Genomic DNA, 16867 nt, shown 5'->3' with positions numbered 1-16867 from the left:
CCTCCTCAGCCTCCGACGACGCCGAGGCAACGGGCGTCTCCTCTCCTCCCCCGCCTCGCACTTGGGTGTTCCTCCACACCCGCGCCGCTTTCCCGGTCGTGGTTTCGGAGGACGTGCGGATAGGTCCGGACGGTCGGCCTCCGGTCTACTGAGGGAGGTCTGCGGACGGGGGAGAGATGGGCAGGGGTGCGGGGCCGGCACGGTCCGGCGTGGCGCGGGCGGGGACGGCGTGAAGGCCCCGCGGGCCGGGTCGGCGTGGGCCGGGGTGCGGGCGGTGGTGGGGATCGCCGGGGTGGGCCTGCCGGTGCTCTCGTTCCTGGCGCGGTTGCCTGCCGCGCTGTGTCCGATCGGGACGCTGTTGCTGCTCACCGAGGTGGCCGGGATCGGCCGGGCCGGAGTCGTGGCGGGGATGCTGTGGCTCGGGCAGGCGGTGGGCGGGGCGCCGGTCGGGCGGCTGGCCGACCGGCGGGGGCACCGGCCGGTGATCCTGGTGGCCTCGCTCGTCAACGCGGGCGTGATCGTGGCGCTGGTGGGGGCCGTGCTCGCCGGGCTGCCGGCGGCGGTGCAGGCCGCGCTGGCGGGGCTGACCGGGGCGACGATGCCGCAGGTGGGGCCGCTGTCCCGGACGCGGTGGAGCGTGCTGACCGCGTCCCGTGCGGCGGGTCCCGGACGGCGGGAGCCCTCCTTGACCCCTCAGGAGCTCGCCTCGGCTCCGGCCGAGGGCCTTGATGGCCATGAGCTCGCCTCCGTCCGTCCGGCAGGCCCTGACGGGAAGGAGTTGACCGGGCGTGCGCTGTCCCTGGATACGACGATCGACGAGATCAGCTTCATGGTGGGGCCGGCGCTGGCGGCCACCGTTGTGGTCCTGTGCCACCCCGCGGCCGGCCTCCTGTTGGCAGCCGTGCTCGGTGCCGTGTGCGGGGTGCTGTTCGCGGTGCATCCGACGGCGCCGGGACCGGTGCGGACCGGACGGGTGGCGGCCGCCGGGGCCCCGCTGGTGTCGCCGGGGCTGATCGTGCTGTGGGTGATGGCGTTGGGGCAGGGGGTGATCTGGGGTGGCGCGAACGCCGGTGTCAGCGCGCTGAGCAAGGAGCTGGGCGATGCGGGGATGGCCGGGTTCGTGTGGGGCGGGATGGCGGTGACCAGTGCGCTGGCCGGGTTGGTGACGACGGCGTTGCCGGTGAAGCGGGATCTGACGGTCCGGCTGCGGTGGGCGATCGTGGCGCAGACGCTGCTGGTGTTGCCGCTGCCGGCGGTGGACGGGTTCGTCGGGGCGTCGCTGGTGATCGCGGGGATCGGGGTGGCGGTGGCGCCGCATCTGATCGCGGTGTTCGGGCTCGGGGAGCGCATCGCGCCGGCCGCGCGGATGGGCGAGGCGATGGGCCTGTTGGGGGCCGGGCTGATCATCGGGCAGTGCGTGGCGGCGGTGGTGGCCGGTCCGCTGGCCGAGGCGTACGGGTACCGGGCCGCGTTCGGGCTGAGCTGCGGGGTGGGGCCGGTGGCGTGTGTGGTGGCCCTGCTGTTCGTACGGGGGCGGCGGTTCGGTCCGTTGCCCGACGGGGCCGTGGGCGTTCCGCGGGCCCCGGTGGAGGCGGAGCGGGAGTCGCGCGGCCGGTCCTGGTAGTGACTGCCGCGCGGCGGCCGCCCTCAACTCACCGCCGATGGAAGCAGATTGACAGCAGCCGGCCCACCCGCCCCCGCCGTGCGTTCCCTTGACGCCTCCGCCTCTCAGGCTTTAACTCACACCGGAAGTTAAGCCTTGAGGCCGTTCAGGACCTGAACATGGTCGGCCCTCGGACTCCTCAGAGAGAGGCGTATCCGTCATGCGCATACTCCGCGTCGCGACCGTCTCCGCCCTCGTCGCCGCGCTCGCCGCGGCGGCCTCGGGCTGCGGTGGCGGGACGAGCCCGGTCGGCGGGGGCAGTAACGATTCCCCCAGGACGTTGACGTACTGGGCGTCCAATCAGGGGCCGAACGTCGAGGCGGACAAGAAGATCCTGGGCCCTGAGTTGAAGAAGTTCGAGCAGCGGACGGGGATCAAGGTGAAGCTGGAGGTCATTCCCTGGCCCGATCTGCTGAACCGGGTGCTGGCGGCCACCACCTCGGGCCAGGGCCCGGACGTGCTCAACATCGGCAACACCTGGTCGGCTTCGTTGCAGGCCACCGGCGCGCTGTTGCCGTGGGACAAGGGGAACTTCGCGGCGATCGGCGGGCGGGACCGGTTCGCGGCGCCGGCGTTGGCCGCGACGGGGGCGGCGGGCAAGGACCCGGCCGCGGTGCCGCTGTATTCGCTGACGTACGCGCTCTACTACAACAAGCGGATGTTCAAGGAGGCCGGGATCGGCAAACCGCCGGCGACCTGGGGCGAGTTGGTCGCGGCGGGCAAGAAGGTGTCGAAGGGCGGCAGGTGGGGGCTGGGGGCCGAGGGCGGGCAGCTGGCCAACAACGTCCATCAGGCGTTCGTGCTCGGCAAGCAGCGCGGTGCCAACTTCTTCGACGCGGCCGGCAAGCCGGCGTTCACCTCGGACGGGGTGGTCGCGGCGGTCGAGCAGTACGTCGATTTCATGGCCAAGGACAAGATCATCGCGCCGGGGAACGCCGAGTACGGCCAGAACCAGTCGTTGCGGGACTTCGCGGCCGGCCGGACCGCGATGGTGCTGTGGCAGGCCGCGGCGACGACGTTCGCGGCGGACGGGATGAAGCCGTCGGACTGGGGCGTCGCGCCGGTGCCGGTGCCGTCCGGCCGCCCGGGAGCCGGCCGGCGGACCAACTCGATGCTCGCCGGCATCAACGTCGCGGTCTTCAAGAACACCCACAACCTCGACGGCGCCCGGAAGTTCGTGAAGTTCCTGACGGGCGACGCCGAGCAGCGGCTGCTGAACAGGACGTACGGTTCGATACCGCCGGTCAAGGCCGCCCAGCGGGATCCGGCGTTCGGCCGGAAGGACACCAGGGTGCTGCGGGAGACGCTCACCAGGAGTGCCGCGCCGCTGCCGCAGATCCCCGATGAGGCGCAGTTCGAGACGTCGGTGGGCACCGCGATCAAGGACCTGTTCGCCGATGCGGCGGCCGGGCATCCGGTGACCAGGGCGTCGGTGCGGGCCCGGCTGGCCGAGGCCGAGCAGCAGATGGCGAAGTGAGCGGGTCCGTCGTGGTGCGTTTCGCCCGGCTGCGCCGTGCCGGCCTGCCGTATGTGCTGTTGCTGCCGGCGCTGGTCGTGGAGGTGCTGGTGCATCTCGTGCCGATGGTGATCGGCGTCGTGATGAGTTTCCGGGAGCTGACCCAGTTCTTCCTCGGCAACTGGGCTGCGGCGCCCTGGAAGGGGCTGGGCAACTACCGGGTGGTCGTGGACGTGGACGCTCCGGTGGGTGCCGCGTTGCTGCACTCGTTCTGGGTGACGTGTGTGTTCAGTGTGCTGGTGGTCGGGCTGTGCTGGCTGCTCGGTACCGCGGCGGCGGTCTTCCTGCAGGAGGGTTTCCGCGGCCGGGGTCTGCTGCGGGCGGTGTTCCTCGTCCCGTACGCGCTGCCGGTCTATGCCGCGGTGATCACCTGGGCGTTCATGTTCCAGCGGGACGGCGGGCTGGTCGATCATGTGCTGCACGACCAGTTGCACCTCACCGGCGGCCGGCCGTTCTGGCTGCTGGGCGACCACAGCTTCGTGGCGCTGCTGGTGGTGGCTGTGTGGAAGACCTGGCCGTTCGCGTTCCTGGTGGTGATGGCCGCGTTGCAGAGCATCCCGAAGGAGCTGTACGAGGCGGCGGCGCTGGACGGGGCGGGGATGCTGCGGCAGCTGTGGCGGATCACGCTGCCGTCGCTGCGGCCGGTCAACCAGGTGCTGGTGCTGGTGCTGTTCCTGTGGACGTTCAACGACTTCAACACGCCGTACGTGCTGTTCGGGAAGGCCGCGCCGAAGGCCGCCGATCTGCTGTCGGTCCACATCTACCAGTCGTCGTTCGCCACCTGGAACTTCGGCACCGGTGCGGCGATGTCCGTGCTGTTGCTGCTGTTCCTGCTGGTGGTGACGGCCGGCTACCTGCTGGTGACGTCCCGCGGAAGGAGGCACGCCGATGGCTGACACCGCTGCCCGGGCATCCCGCCCGGCCGTCCGTGCGCCGCGCCCGCCGGTCGGCAAACGCCCCCGGGCCCGGCGCCGGGCCTCGCCCACCGCGCCGCCCCGGTCGTTCCGCTGGGCGCGCCGGATCTTCCTGACCGCGCTGACCGGCTTCGCGCTGCTGCCGGTGTACGTCATGCTGAGCAGTTCGCTGAAGCCGCTGCGGGACGTCTCGGGCGGGTTCCGGTGGCTGCCGGGCGAGCTGACCGTCCGGCCGTACCTCGACATCTGGCGGACCGTGCCGCTGGCGCACTACTTCGTGAATTCGCTGATCGTGGCGGGATCGGCGACGGTCTGTTCGGTGCTGATCGCGGTGTTCGCGGCGTACGCGGTCAGCCGGTACCGGTTCCGCGGCCGGCGGGTGTTCACGGTGACGGTACTGTCCACGCAGATGTTTCCGGGCGTCCTCTTCCTGCTGCCGTTGTTCCTGCTCTACGTCAACATCGGGAACGCCACCGGTGTGGCGCTCTACGGTTCCCGGGGCGGTCTGGTCCTGACGTATCTGACGTTCTCGCTGCCATTCTCGATCTGGATGCTGACCGGGTACTTCGCGTCGGTGCCGCGGGAGCTGGACGAGGCGGCGTACGTGGACGGCTGCGGGGCACTGGGGGCGCTGCTCCGGGTGGTGGTGCCGGCCGCGCTGCCGGGGATCGTGGCGGTCGCGGTGTACGCGTTCATGACGGCGTGGGGCGAGGTGCTGTTCGCCTCGGTGATGACGAATGACACCACCCGCACGCTGTCCGTCGGGCTGCAGGGTTACGCCTCGCAGAACGACGTGTACTGGAACCAGGTCATGGCCGCGTCGCTGGTGGTCAGCGTGCCGGTGGTGGCCGGTTTCCTGCTGTTGCAGCGCTTTCTGGTCGCCGGGCTGACCGCCGGGGCCGTCAAATGACGCGTGCCGGGAGGTGATCGAGGGCGGTCGACGGCCGGCGCCGGGCGGCCCGGCGGGGTGCGCCGCTCGCCGGGTACTTCGCCTGGTCCCTGAGGGCCACCTTCGAGTGGGACCACGGCTACGGCGAGCGGTTCGGCCTGTTCCACGTCGGCCACGCGATCAGGCCCGCACCCTGGAGGACGGCGGACGGCACTACGGGGGGCTGATCCGCCGGCACCGTCCTACTCGATGACCAGCTCGACCGGGATGTTGCCGCGGGTGGCCTTGGAGTAGGGGCAGAACTCGTGGGTGGCCTCGACCAGCCGGCGGCCGGTCTCGCCCGCCAGGGTGTCCGGCAGCTCCACCCGCATGACGACGCCGAGGCCGAAGCCCTCGCCGTCCTTGCCGAGGGAGACCTCGGCGGTGACCGACACGTCCTTGGTGTCGAGCTTCATGCGGCGGGCGACGTTGCTCATCGCGCTGGCGAAGCAGGCCGCGTAGCCGGCGGCGAAGAGCTGCTCCGGGTTGGTGCCGGCGCCGTTGCCGCCGAGCTCGGGCGGCAGGGCCAGGGCGAGGTCGATCGTGCCGTCGGAGCTGACGGCCCGGCCCTCGCGGCCGTTGGCGGTGGCGGCGGCGGTGTACAGCGCGTCCATGAGGTGTCCCTTCACCTGCGGGGCGGCCGCTTCCCGGCCGCCCGACGGGTCCCACTGTCGCAGAGATTTACATTGCACGCAACTAGATTGTGCACAACTTAAACGCCTGCCCGGCTAACCTGGAGCCATGACCACGCTTCCGCCGGACGCCGAACTGCTCCGCCTCGACCACCAGGTCTGCTTCTCCCTGCACGCCGCCTCCCGGGCGTTCGGCGGCGTCTACCGGGACGCCCTGAAGGACCTGGGCCTCACCTACCCCCAGTACCTGGTCATGCTGGTCCTGTGGGAGCACGGCGCACAGCCGGTCAAGGCCATCGGCGAGCGGCTCCGGCTGGACTCCGGCACCCTCTCCCCGCTGCTCAAGCGCCTGGAGACGGCCGGTCTGGTGCACCGCGAGCGCAGCACCGAGGACGAGCGGTCGGTCACCGTCCACCTGACCCCGGCGGGCGACGGGCTGCGCGAGGCGGCCCTGCCGGTCCCCCGCCGGATCCTGGCCGCCACCGGCCTGACCCTCGAGGAACTGCGCACGCTGCGGGGCCTGTTGGGGCGGGTGACCGGCGCCCTCGACGCGTCCTGAGACCTCCGCGCGCCCCGGCCGGCCGGACGGCGCGGCCGGCCTTCCGACGCCCCCATCACCCCATTGAGTTACCAGGGTTGGGGGCTCAACAGGACGAAGGCGTATAAAGAGTGGCCAAACCGCCGGGCCACCGGCGAGACCCGTCCATGACGCGGTGGGCGGCACGCCAACAAGCGGAGGAACGCCTCGTGAATGCGGCAGAAGTTGTCCACGCCCCGCCGGTCCAGGAATGCCCCGCCCAGCGATTTCCGGTCACGGCGTGACGGCCCGCCGGCAGCCGTTCTCCGCGGCGGTGACGGGGCTGGGCATGGTGACCGCGGCGGGCGCCACCGCGAAGGCCACCTGGCACGCGATCACCCAGGACACCCGGCCCGGTGGGGTGCATCCGCACCCCGAACTCGCCGATCTGCCCTGTGACTTCATGTACACCTCCGACCTGGACACCACCGAGCAGCTCGGCGTGGCGGCCCAGCGGCTGATGGACCGCTTCTCGCAGCTCGCGGTGATCGCGGCCCGCGAGGCGATCGCGGACGCCCGCCTGGACCCGGAGACCTGGGACGGCTCCCGGGTCGCGGTGGTCATCGGCTCCGCACACGGCGGGCTGCCCTTCTACGACCAGCAGAGCGCGGCGATGGCCGAGCGCGGCGCCCGCCGGGTCTCCCCCAAGCTCGCCCCGCTGACCGTCGTCAACGGCGCCGCCAGCAGCGTCTGCATGGACCTCGGGGTGCGCGGCCCCAGCCTGGGCGTGGCGACGGCCTGCTCCTCCGGGACCGTCGCCCTGGGCACCGCCCACCAGCTGCTGCGCACCGGGGCCTGCGACATCGCCATCGCCGGCGGCGCCGAGTCGCCGATCTCCCGGCTGCTGATCGCCAGCGCCTGCCGGATGAAGGCGGTCTCCACCCGGCGGGAGGACCCGGCCGCGGCCTGCCGGCCGTTCGACGCCACCCGGGACGGTTTCGTGGTCGGTGAGGGCGCCGGTCTGCTCGTACTGGAGCGGCCCGAGCACGCGGCGGCCCGCCGGGCGCCGGTCCGGGCGCACGTCAGCGGTTACGGGGCCTCCAGCGACGCCTATGCCGCGGTCGCCCCGGACCCCGAGGGCAACGGCATCGAGCAGGCGCTGCGCACCGCGATGGCGGACGCCGGGGTGCGGCCCGGCGACGTCGGACACGTCAATGCGCACGGCACGTCGACGGTGGTCAACGACCTGATCGAGGCCACCATGCTGCGGCGGGTGATCGGGGACCATCCGCTGGTCACGTCCACGAAGGCGATGACCGGCCACACGCTGGGCGCGGCCGGCGGCATCGAGACCGCACTCACCGTGCTCGCGCTGGAGGAGCAGCTGGTGCCGCCGACCGCAAACCTCGACGTGCCCGATCCGCAGCTGCCGCTGGAGATCGTTCGGCAGCAGCCGCGGCGGGCGTCCTTCGACTGTGCGGTCAAGACGTCGCTCGGCTTCGGCGGGCACAACGCCGCCCTCGTGCTGACCCGCTAGGCGGCGGCGTGCACGAGGAGACGGTCCGGTCACTGTCGGTGCACGGGGTCGGCTTCGCCTACCGGCGGCTGCGCGCCGCGGCGCCGGTCACCGAGCCGGTCGTGGTGCTGGGCGGTGCGCTGCAGGGCATGTTCGGCTGGCCGCAGATGGAGGACCGGCTGGGCCCGGTGGCGGACGTGGTGACCGCCGATCTGCCCGGGATGGGGGCCGCCGATCCGCTGCCGCCGGGGCCGGCCCACGGTCTGCTGTGCGCCGCCCTGGAGCGGATCATCGACGACCTGGACGTGCCGCGGATCAACCTCTTCGGCTTCTCCTACGGCGCGGGCCTCGCGCACGGGTGCGCCCGGCGGGTGCCCGGGCGGATCGCGCGGCTGGCCCTCGGCGGTGTGCCCGCGCACCTGACCGGCGGGCAGCTGGCGCTGTGGCGGCGGGCCGCCGACCACCTCGCGCGCGGTGACGCCGGCACCTTCGCAACGATGGTCACCGAGGCCCTGATGTGCCTCGACGAGGACCGGTACGTCACCCGGCGGGCGCCGGCGCGGCGGTACGTCCGGCGGACGCTGCTGCACGCGGCGCGGCACTCGCCCCATGCGGCGGAGGCGCTGGGTCGGGCGCTCACCGACCGCCCGGACTTCTCCGGTGTGCCGGCCGGGGTGCGCACACTGGTCTTCAGCGGTGAGCACGACACGGTGACGTCGGCGGAGCGGCAGCGGGCCTTCGCCGCGCGGATTCCCGGCAGCCGCTTCCTGACCGTCCCCGACACGGATCACTGGGTGGTGCTCGAACGGGCCGAGGACGTCGCGGAGTTGGTGGCCCGGTTCGTAACCGACAAACCGCTGGAGTACGCCCCCGCGCTGGCCCCGGTGCCCCGCCCGGTGCCGCCACCGGCCCGTGGCGCCGCTTTCCAGGAGCTTCCTTCCGTTGCGGTGGGATAGGCCCGGCTGACCGAGACGCCGGGATTCCATCCGAGATTCACCCCGGGTTTGTCCCCGGCGACAGGGGAAAGCGCCCCCCGCGGACTTCGCAGGGGGCGCTTTTCCTTTCCGCGCGGGGTCTGCGGGCCGGACCGCGGGGTGTGAGCGGGGTAACTCCGGCGGGGGTCCCGAGCGGGGCGCGGGGGCGGTTCCGGGTGATGCCGGGCACGCGACGTACGTCACGTACGGCCATTCCTAGTCGAGGGCCGCGGGGAAGTGACGCCTGCGATTCGGGGGAAATCAGGAATTTATATCGGACATCTCTCCTCAAGTCACGAAGAGAGGTAGTACAACACCTCTTTGCCACCCTCCAGGGCGGGCGCTAACCATGTTCCGGGTAGCACCGAGAACGTCTGCGAACTCTGCCGGAGCGGCGAGCGCGGAAACGACCCTCGGTCCTCACGCGCCAACCGAAGGCCGCCTCCCCCGCCACCAAGCCCTGGAAGAGGTCACATCCGCATGTCCCGCTTCGCCCTGCCCCGCGCCGCCCGCAACGTCCGCATCACCCGCGCCCACAAGGCTTCCGCGGCGCTGGTGGCCACCGCGAGCTGCGCCGCCGCGCTGGCGTTCACCGCCGCGCCGAGCGATGCCGCGACGCCGTCCGCGCACGCACCGGCCGCGGTCAAGCCGGTCAGCGCCGACGGCATGCCGCTGACCGCCAAGGACCGTGCCGACGACGGCAAGAAGGACCGGGTCGTGGCGTCGTCCGTCGCCGACGGGCTGAAGGTCACCGCCGTCGAGAAGCAGGGCCGCACGGCCAAGGCCGCCGCCGGCCGTTCCGTCGAGCGCAAGGCGCTGACCCAGGCGCCGAAGGCCGCCCCCAAGGCCAAGCCGAAGGCCGCTCCCAAGCGCTACGCGAACAACCTCGACGGCTGGATCCGCCAGTCGCTCGACATCATGCACGCCAAGGGCATACCGGGCTCCTACGAGGGCCTGCACCGCAACATCATGCGCGAGTCCAGCGGCAACCCCAACGCCGTCAACGACTGGGACATCAACGCCATCAACGGCATCCCGTCCAAGGGCCTGCTCCAGGTGATCCAGCCCACCTTCGACCGCTACCACGTCTCCGGCACGGCCAACAACCTGGTCGACCCGGTGGCCAACATCACCGCCGCCGCCAACTACGCGGCACACCGCTACGGCTCGATCGACAACGTCAACTCGGCCTACTGAGCCGCCAGTAGCACCTCCACGTCCAGTGGCCCTGCCCGCATCGCGCGGGTGGGGCCACTGCCGTTTTCCGGCCTGCGGGCGGGCCGTCAGTAGCGGCCGTGCCGGGCCGGGCCACCGCCGAAGAGCGCGTCGAGCACGTCGCCGGCGAAGCGAAGTCCCGCCTCTTCCCTGGGAGAGAGGTGGTGGTGGTCGTCGACGGGCGCCGCGGCCGCGGACCCCGCGGCAAGGACGCCGGTCACGAGAAGACCGGTGACAACAACGGCAATACGACGGAGCATGAGCACTTCCCTACGGTGAGTGACGACTGTGTGGGTGTCACTGTCAGGGAGCCGGGACCGCGCCGTCATGCGACAGTCCGGGGCGCTGCTGCGAACGGACCAGCAGCACCGCCGTATTGCCGTAGCGGCGGCGTCCCCAACGGCCGAGCCCGCGCCGTACCGCGGGGCGCCCCGGCCGGAAATGCACAGCGGTCTGCCGCACGTGAATTGGCGCACAAATGCCGCCCTTTTGGGCTCAGCAACAGTGCCCCGCACCACATTTATCGAATCCCGCTGGCCCACAACGGGCAGCCGGGCGGATGAATCGGCCGCGGCCGGTGCATGAAACGGTGCGGCCGGGCGGTAATTGCGGTGTGAGCCAGGCAACTTAAGCACCCCGATAACGCGGGCTTTCCGGCCGCTTCCAGGTGACCCGCGGCACGCGATGTACGTCACTTACGACCATGCCTAGTCGATGGGAACCGCCGCTTTTCCAGGTCAACGCGGTGGGAAACGCTCATTACTTCAGGGAGCGGGGTTTTCTCACGAAGATGGGTAGTACAGAGCACCATTGCCTCGATTCCGGACCGTCGCTAAACATGGATTCCGACGCGCCGAGAGCGAGTCGCGGTGAACGCCCCGAGGGCGAACGCGGCAAAGACCTCCGGTCCGCAACGCGCCGCCAAAGGCCGCTCCCCGATCCCGTACCTGGAAGAGGTCCCTCTGCATGCCCAGCTTCACCCTGCCCCGCGCTGTCCGTATGACCCGCATCACCCGCACCCACAAGGTCGCCGTGGCCGTTCTGGCCGCCGCGGGTGCCACCTCGGGTCTGGCGCTCACCTCCGCCCCGGACACCGCACAGGCTGCGTCTGAGCACGCTCCGGCCGCGGTCAAGCCCGTCAGCGCCAACGGCCTGCCGGCCAAGAAGGCCGACGACGCCAGGACCGGCCGCCCGGTGACCGCCTCGGTCGCCGACCACATCAAGGTGACCGCGGTCGCCAAGCAGCACACCGCCCAGCAGGCCGCCAACCGCTCCGCCGAGCGCAAGGCCGTGAAGAACTACCCGAACAACCTCGACGGCTGGATCCGCGAGGCGCTCGACATCATGCACGCCAAGGGCATCCCGGGCAGCTACGAGGGCCTGCACCGCAACATCATGCGCGAGTCCAGCGGCAACCCCAACGCCGTCAACGACTGGGACATCAACGCCATCAACGGCATCCCGTCCAAGGGCCTCCTGCAGGTGATCCAGCCCACCTTCGACCGCTACCACGTCTCCGGCACGGCCAACAAGCTGACCGACCCGGTGGCCAACATCACCGCCGCCGCCAACTACGCGGCCGACCGCTACGGCTCGATCGACAACGTCAACTCGGCCTACTGAGCCGACGGCGCGGAGCCGTCGCCGGCGATGCTGCCGGCTTCACCGGACCACCAGGTCACGGGAGAGACGGATCACAAACGCGGGCCCGACCGGCCCGCCATGAGGAGCAGCTTGCGAAGCGGCGGAATGGCGCGTTCGCCGCTGCGCGCGGAGCGGGCCCCGGCACAGCCGGGGCCCGCTCTGTCGGTTGGCGGGGACCGGCCCGGACGACCGGGGGTGACCGTCCCTGCCCGCCGGACGGGTGAGATGCGGGGCCGGTCGGCGGACCGACGGCCTGTTGGGTCATAGAGTCAGGCAGCTCTGCGTATAAGTCTCTTATCGGCAGAATTCTGCTCAAATCCTGCCGTACCTGACTCAACCGAAGGCCTCGGAGGCATGCGATGCCCTTGCGCAGATCCGGTCCGGCCCGCCGTAAAGTCGCCACGGCCGGAACGCTCGTTTCTCTCCTCTCCGTGCTCGCTCTGCCCCTCGCACTGCCCGGATCGGCCACGGCGACCGACGCGGCGAAGAGACCCGCCCACCCCGATGCGGACTGGATGGGATCCACCATCGCGCTCCACGAGGGCGTCGACCGGGCCGGCGGCATCGAGCCGCGGGCGTCGTACGGCAGGAGGGGGGTGGCCGGGGTCGACGTCTCCAGCCACAACCACAAGGTCGGCTGGTGGTCACTGCGCAGGTCGGGGGTGCGCTTCGCGTACGTCAAGGCCACCGAGGGGACCAACTACACCAACCCGTACTTCACCCAGCAGTACCGGGGCTCGTACCACGCCGGAATGATCCACGGCGCCTACCACTTCGCGCTGCCCGACCACTCCAGCGGTGCCACCCAGGCGCGCTTCTTCGCCAACCACGGCGGCGACTGGTCCCGGGACGGCAGGACGCTGCCCGGCGCGCTCGACATGGAGTACAACCCCTACGGCGCGACCTGCTACGGCAAGAGCGCCAAGGGGATGATCAGCTGGATCCACGACTTCGTGCGCACCTACCGGGAGGAGGCCGGGCGCGACCCGGTCATCTACACGTCCACGAACTGGTGGAAGCGGTGCACCGGAAACTCCGGGAAGTTCGGCCGGAGCAATCCGCTGTGGATCCCGCGCTACGGCTCGTCCGTCGGCGCGCTGCCGGGCGGCTGGCGGTACCACAGCATCTGGCAGCACACCTCCCACGGGCACCCGGTCGGCGACCGCAACCGCTTCAACGGCAGCTACAGCCGGCTGAAGGTCCTCGCGTACGGCGAGGACGACGACGACTGACCGGCGGCCCCTCCCCCGCTCTGCTTCCGGCCGGTCCCCGGCGCCCCGTGATCGGGCGCCGGGGACCGGCCGTTCGCCGTCCGGCGCCCTGCCGGGCACACACACAGCACACCGCCGCACCGGCACCGGGTGTCGACCACTCAATTCGAACAACGGGCAATTCCCGCGGCACTACAACCTTTCCGTGCCGCTCCGGGTCCAACACTGCGAAATGACCACGCGACGCACCCACCCGACGGGGGTATTCCCATGAAGCGTTCACGTGCCATCGCAGGATCCGCCGTACTCGCCGTGGCAGGACTCGCCACGATGGCCACGGCGACCACCGCAACCGCCGCACCGACCGCCGCCGCGTACAACGGGGCCTGTGGCAGCGGCTACCGTGTGGTGAATTCCGTACCGGTCACCGGAAAGGGGACCGTGTACCTGACGTACAGCGCGAAGACCGGAAAGAACTGTGTCGTGACCGTGCGGAACAGCCCCGGAAAGCCGGTGTACGTCTACACGTATCTCACGGCCACCGACGGCAGTTCCGAGTGGGTTTACGACAGCGGGCAATACACCACCTACGCCGGTCCGGTGTACCTCCCGGCAAAGGGCCGGTGCGTGGACTGGGGCGGCGCGATCGAGACGGTGAGCGTCAGCGTTTCGGGCTCCAACTGCGGCCGGATGGCGCCCGGCGTGGTCACCCACCGCTGACCGCGCGGCGGCCGACGGCGGTCCCGGCAGCCCATCCGGGGACCGCCGTCAGCCCATGCCCAGCGCCCGCAGCGCCGAGCGCGCCGCGTTGTGGCCGCACATCCCGTGGGCGCCGGCGCCCGGCGGGGTCGACGCCGAGCAGAGGTACACCCCCGGCACACCCGTCGCGTACGGGTCCAGCGCGATCCGCGGACGCATCGTCAAGGTCAGCGGGGTGTTGGCGCCGCCGATGATGTCGCCGCCCACGAAGTTGGCGTTGCCGCGCTCCAGATCGGCGGTCGAGGTGGCGGTGAGGCCGACGATCCGCTCGCGGGTACCGGGGGCGAACCGCTCGAACTGCGCCAGCATCGCGGCGGTGGCGTCACCGCGGTAGCCGTGCGGCACATGGGCGTACGCGGAGACCGGGTGGACGTCGCCGGCGGAGCGGCCGGGGTCGGCGAGGTACTGCTGGGAGACCAGGAGGAACGGGTGCTCGGGCATCCGCCCGCGGTGGACCTGCCGCTCGGCGTCCGCGATCTGCGCGAAGCTGCCGCCGAGGTGGACGGTGCCGGCCCGGCGGCAGGCGTCGGCGCGCCAGGGCACCCCGCCCTCGACCGCCAGGTCGAGCTTGAAGGCGCCGGGGCCGTGCCGGTAGCGGGTGTAGGCGCGGCGGACCCGGGGCGGCAGCCGGTCGCCGATCACGGAGGCCGCGGCGGCCGGTGCCAGGTCGAGCAACACCGTTGCGGCAGGCGGGAGTTGGTCGAGCGAGCGGATGGTCACGCCGGTCTCGATCCGGCCGCCGGCGGCGGTGAGGAGTCCGGCCAGCGCGCGGGCGATGGCGGCGGAGCCGCCCTTCGCGACCGGCCAGCCGAACCGGTGACCGGCCGCGATGATCATGAGTCCGACGGATGCGGCGGCGGGCCCGTTCAGCGGTCCGAAGAGATGCGCCGCCACCCCGCCGTAGAGGCCGCGCGCCTCCTCCGTACGGAAACGGCCGGCGAGCGCGGTGGCGGGCTGCAGGGCCCGCAGCCCGAAGCGGGCGAGCCGGACCGGATGCCGGGGCACCCGCAGGAGGGGCTTCATGACGGCGTCGGTGAGCACCTCGGCGTCGGCGGCCGGCTGGCCGAACAGCCGCCGCCACGCCGGCCCGTCGGCGCCGAGCCCGTCCGCCGTCCGCGCCAGGGACCGGTACAGCGCGCCCGCGCCGCCGGAGTCGACCGGATGGGCAAGGTCGATCTCCGGCCGGCACCACTCCAGCCCGTGCGCAGCGACGTCCAGCGTGCGCAGGTAGGGCGACCCGGCCCCCATCACATGCGTCGAGGAGCAGTGGTCGAACAGCAGGCCGGGGGCGAACAGCTCACCGCTGCGGACGCCGCCGCCGATCTCGTCGGCGGCCTCGAAGACCGTCACCTTCAGGCCGGCCCGGGCCAGCGTGACCGCCGCGGCCAGCCCGTTCGGTCCGGCGCCCACCACGACCGCCGTGTCTCGTTCCCGTCCCACCCGTTTCGTCATGCCGTCAGCATGCCAAGGCGTACGCGGAACCGGCGTGCGGGGGTGCGGAGTTCACGCCGGTCGGGTGGCGGCCGCGGCCTCGGCGGCGGCCGCGATGTTGCGGGCCATGCCGCCGAACACCACGGCGTGGAAGGGCGCGACGCACCACCAGTACGCATGGCCGGTCAGCCCGTGCGGATGGAACAGCGCCCGCTGGGCGTAGCGGGTGCGGCCCTCGGCGTCGCGGGCGACCGTCATCTCCAGCCAGGCGAGGCCGGGCAGCCGCATCTCGGCGCGCAGCCGCAGCAGCCGCCCCGGCTCGGCCGCCTCGACGCGCCAGAAGTCGAGCGAGTCGCCGACCCGGAGGCGGCCGGCGTCCCGTCTGCCGCGGCGCAGCCCCACTCCGCCGGCCAGCCGGTCCAGCCAGCCGCGCACCGCCCAGGCGAGCGGGAAGGAGTACCAGCCGTGTTCCCCGCCGATACCCTCCACGACCTGCCAGAGCGTCTCCGGCGGGGCGTTGACGGTGATCTCCCGCCGGTCGGTGTAGAGGCTGCCGCCGGCCCAGTCGGGGTCGGTGGGCAGCGGGTCGCTGGGCGCGCCCGGTACGGCGGCGCCGGACCAGCGGGTGGCGACCTGGGCGTCCCGCACCCGGCGCAGCGCCAGGTCCACCGCGTCGTCGAAGGGCAGCGGGTGGCCCGGCGGGTCCGGGTCGGGGACGTAGCGGGCGATGTCGTGTTCGTGGCAGACGACCTCGTGGCGCAGCGACTCGGCCAGGGGCCGGGCGATGCCCGGCGGGACGGGGGTGACCAGGCCGATCCAGAGGCTCGACAGGCCGGGGGTGAGCACGGGGACGGGCAGGATGAGCCGTTCCGGCAGCCCGGCGGCCCGCGCGTAGCGCTGCATCATGTCGCGGTAGGTGAGGACGTCCGGGCCACCGATGTCGAAGGTGCGGCTGACGTCGGCGGGGAGCCGGGCACAACCGACCAGGTACCGCAGCACGTCACGGACGGCGATGGGCTGGATGCGGGTCCGCACCCAGCTCGGCGTGATCATGAGCGGCAGCCGTTCGGTGAGGTAGCGCAGCATCTCGAAGGAGGCGGAACCCGAGCCGATGATGACCGCGGCGCGCAGCACGGCGGTGGGCACGCCGGAGGCCAGCAGGATGTCGGCGACCTCGGCCCGGGAGCGCAGGTGGGGTGAGAGGTCCCGCTCGGGGATGCCGCGCGGGGTGAGCCCGCCGAGGTAGACGATGCGGTGCACACCGGCGGCGCGGGCCTCCTCGGCGAAGATCCGCGCGGCCCGCCGGTCGGTCTCCTCGAACCGCCGGCCGCTGCCGAGGGCGTGCACGAGGTAGTACGCGACGTCGACGCCGGCCAGCGCGCGGCGCATCGAGCCGGCGTCGGTGACGTCGCCGCGGACGATCTCCACCGCCCCGGCCCAGGGGTGGTCGCGCAGCTTCTCGGGTGTCCTGGCCAGCGCCCGGACGGCGTATCCGGCGGCGAGCAGCTCGGGCACCAGGCGGCCACCGAGATAGCCGGTGGCGCCGGTGACCAGGGCATCGCCCATGGCTGGCCTCCCCACGTACTCGGCTGTCCCGCCGCGGGTCGTCTCGCCGTTGCGCGCTTTGCGGCGCCCCGTACGTACCAGTCTTTTCCGCCGCGGGGCTTGCTCTCGGTTGCGCTTTGCGGCGCCCCCGCACGTACCTGTCCTTCCCGCCACGAGGCTTGCTCGCCGTTGCGCTGTGCGGCGGCCCCGCACGTACCTGTCCTTCCCGCCGCGCGGCTTGCTCGCCGTTGCGCTTTGCGGCGCCCCGCACGTACCAGTCTGTCCCACCGCGGGGCATCCCGCCGTTTCGCGCTTTGCGGCGCCCCCGTATGTGGCTGTCTGCGGCGCCGTGGGGCGTCTCGCCGTTGCGCTTTGCGGCGCCGCGCACGTACCTGGCTTTCC

15 protein-coding genes and 1 pseudogene are annotated in these 16867 nt (G+C 72.2%); 12 read left to right on the top strand and 4 right to left on the bottom strand.

Annotated elements, in window-relative coordinates; translation table 11 throughout:
• Positions 1–229 precede the first annotated feature (229 nt).
• The 5 genes and pseudogenes from ACGF4C_RS28700 to ACGF4C_RS28680 form a co-directional block, all read left to right on the top strand.
• The gene (locus ACGF4C_RS28700; RefSeq protein ID WP_393569850.1) at positions 230–1624 is read left to right on the top strand and encodes an MFS transporter; all 1395 of its coding nucleotides are present in this window, start codon (positions 230–232) and stop codon (positions 1622–1624) included.
• A 199-nt stretch (positions 1625–1823) separates the two neighbouring features.
• Positions 1824–3140 (top strand): ABC transporter substrate-binding protein, encoded by a 1317-nt coding sequence (locus ACGF4C_RS28695; protein ID WP_393569848.1) that lies wholly within the window; start codon positions 1824–1826, stop codon positions 3138–3140.
• Positions 3137–4075: a carbohydrate ABC transporter permease gene (locus ACGF4C_RS28690; RefSeq protein WP_393569846.1), complete on the top strand. Its 939-nt coding sequence runs from the start codon at positions 3137–3139 to the stop codon at positions 4073–4075. The genes ACGF4C_RS28695 and ACGF4C_RS28690 overlap by 4 nt, the downstream gene beginning before the upstream one ends.
• Positions 4068–5003 carry a carbohydrate ABC transporter permease gene (locus tag ACGF4C_RS28685; protein ID WP_393569844.1) on the top strand — a complete coding sequence of 312 codons (936 nt, stop codon included), beginning with the start codon at positions 4068–4070 and terminating at the stop codon, positions 5001–5003. Before ACGF4C_RS28690 ends, ACGF4C_RS28685 begins: the two co-directional genes overlap by 8 nt.
• Before the next feature lie 41 nt (positions 5004–5044).
• A pseudogene (locus tag ACGF4C_RS28680) lies at positions 5045–5235 on the top strand (family 1 glycosylhydrolase); the annotation flags it as partial.
• Here the strand turns inward: ACGF4C_RS28680 and ACGF4C_RS28675 are convergent.
• Positions 5225–5635: an organic hydroperoxide resistance protein gene (locus ACGF4C_RS28675; RefSeq protein WP_030416450.1), complete on the bottom strand. Its 411-nt coding sequence runs from the start codon at positions 5633–5635 to the stop codon at positions 5225–5227. The pseudogene ACGF4C_RS28680 and the gene ACGF4C_RS28675 overlap by 11 nt on opposite strands.
• A 127-nt stretch (positions 5636–5762) precedes the next feature.
• On the opposite strand from ACGF4C_RS28675, the gene ACGF4C_RS28670 reads away from it, so the two are divergent.
• From ACGF4C_RS28670 to ACGF4C_RS28655, 4 genes are all read left to right on the top strand, one after another.
• Positions 5763–6212: a MarR family winged helix-turn-helix transcriptional regulator gene (locus ACGF4C_RS28670; RefSeq protein ID WP_201810913.1), complete on the top strand. Its 450-nt coding sequence runs from the start codon at positions 5763–5765 to the stop codon at positions 6210–6212.
• Positions 6213–6441: 229 nt separating this feature from the next.
• Complete coding sequence (locus ACGF4C_RS28665) at positions 6442–7707, top strand: beta-ketoacyl-[acyl-carrier-protein] synthase family protein (protein WP_393569841.1); 1266 nt, start codon at positions 6442–6444, stop codon at positions 7705–7707.
• An 8-nt stretch (positions 7708–7715) separates the two neighbouring features.
• A complete protein-coding gene (locus ACGF4C_RS28660; RefSeq protein ID WP_393569839.1) occupies positions 7716–8642 on the top strand; it encodes an alpha/beta fold hydrolase in 927 nt (308 codons plus the stop codon).
• 498 nt (positions 8643–9140) lie between these two features.
• The gene (locus tag ACGF4C_RS28655; RefSeq protein ID WP_393569837.1) at positions 9141–9857 is read left to right on the top strand and encodes a transglycosylase SLT domain-containing protein; all 717 of its coding nucleotides are present in this window, start codon (positions 9141–9143) and stop codon (positions 9855–9857) included.
• An 86-nt stretch (positions 9858–9943) separates the two neighbouring features.
• On the opposite strand, the gene ACGF4C_RS28650 is transcribed toward ACGF4C_RS28655, so the two are convergent.
• Positions 9944–10135 carry a hypothetical protein gene (locus ACGF4C_RS28650; protein ID WP_388965868.1) on the bottom strand — a complete coding sequence of 64 codons (192 nt, stop codon included), beginning with the start codon at positions 10133–10135 and terminating at the stop codon, positions 9944–9946.
• A 706-nt stretch (positions 10136–10841) separates the two neighbouring features.
• On the opposite strand from ACGF4C_RS28650, the gene ACGF4C_RS28645 reads away from it, so the two are divergent.
• The 3 genes from ACGF4C_RS28645 (at position 10842) to ACGF4C_RS28635 (ending at position 13450) form a co-directional block, all read left to right on the top strand.
• Entirely contained in the window at positions 10842–11498 is a 657-nt protein-coding gene (locus tag ACGF4C_RS28645; RefSeq protein WP_393569834.1) for a transglycosylase SLT domain-containing protein, read from the top strand.
• Between the two features lie 380 nt (positions 11499–11878).
• On the top strand, positions 11879–12751 hold the full coding sequence (locus ACGF4C_RS28640) for a lysozyme (RefSeq protein ID WP_393569832.1): 873 nt from the start codon (positions 11879–11881) through the stop codon (positions 12749–12751).
• Positions 12752–13000: 249 nt separating this feature from the next.
• Positions 13001–13450 carry a spore-associated protein A gene (locus tag ACGF4C_RS28635; RefSeq protein ID WP_362144208.1) on the top strand — a complete coding sequence of 150 codons (450 nt, stop codon included), beginning with the start codon at positions 13001–13003 and terminating at the stop codon, positions 13448–13450.
• A gap of 48 nt (positions 13451–13498) precedes the next feature.
• Here ACGF4C_RS28635 and ACGF4C_RS28630 read toward each other — a convergent pair whose 3' ends face one another.
• Both ACGF4C_RS28630 and ACGF4C_RS28625 read right to left on the bottom strand, forming a co-directional pair.
• Positions 13499–14941, bottom strand: coding sequence for a phytoene desaturase family protein (locus ACGF4C_RS28630; RefSeq protein ID WP_393569829.1), 1443 nt, complete (start codon positions 14939–14941; stop codon positions 13499–13501).
• 51 nt (positions 14942–14992) lie between these two features.
• Positions 14993–16486 carry an SDR family oxidoreductase gene (locus ACGF4C_RS28625; RefSeq protein WP_393569826.1) on the bottom strand — a complete coding sequence of 498 codons (1494 nt, stop codon included), beginning with the start codon at positions 16484–16486 and terminating at the stop codon, positions 14993–14995.
• Positions 16487–16867 lie beyond the last annotated feature (381 nt).

The sequence above is a fragment of the Streptomyces sp. NPDC048197 genome, from assembly GCF_043202395.1.
GTDB classification, from domain to species: Bacteria; Actinomycetota; Actinomycetes; order Streptomycetales; family Streptomycetaceae; genus Streptomyces; species Streptomyces siderophoricus.
The sequence above is the reverse complement of the archived record's forward strand: the minus strand, read 5'-3'. Positions and strand labels throughout refer to the sequence as shown.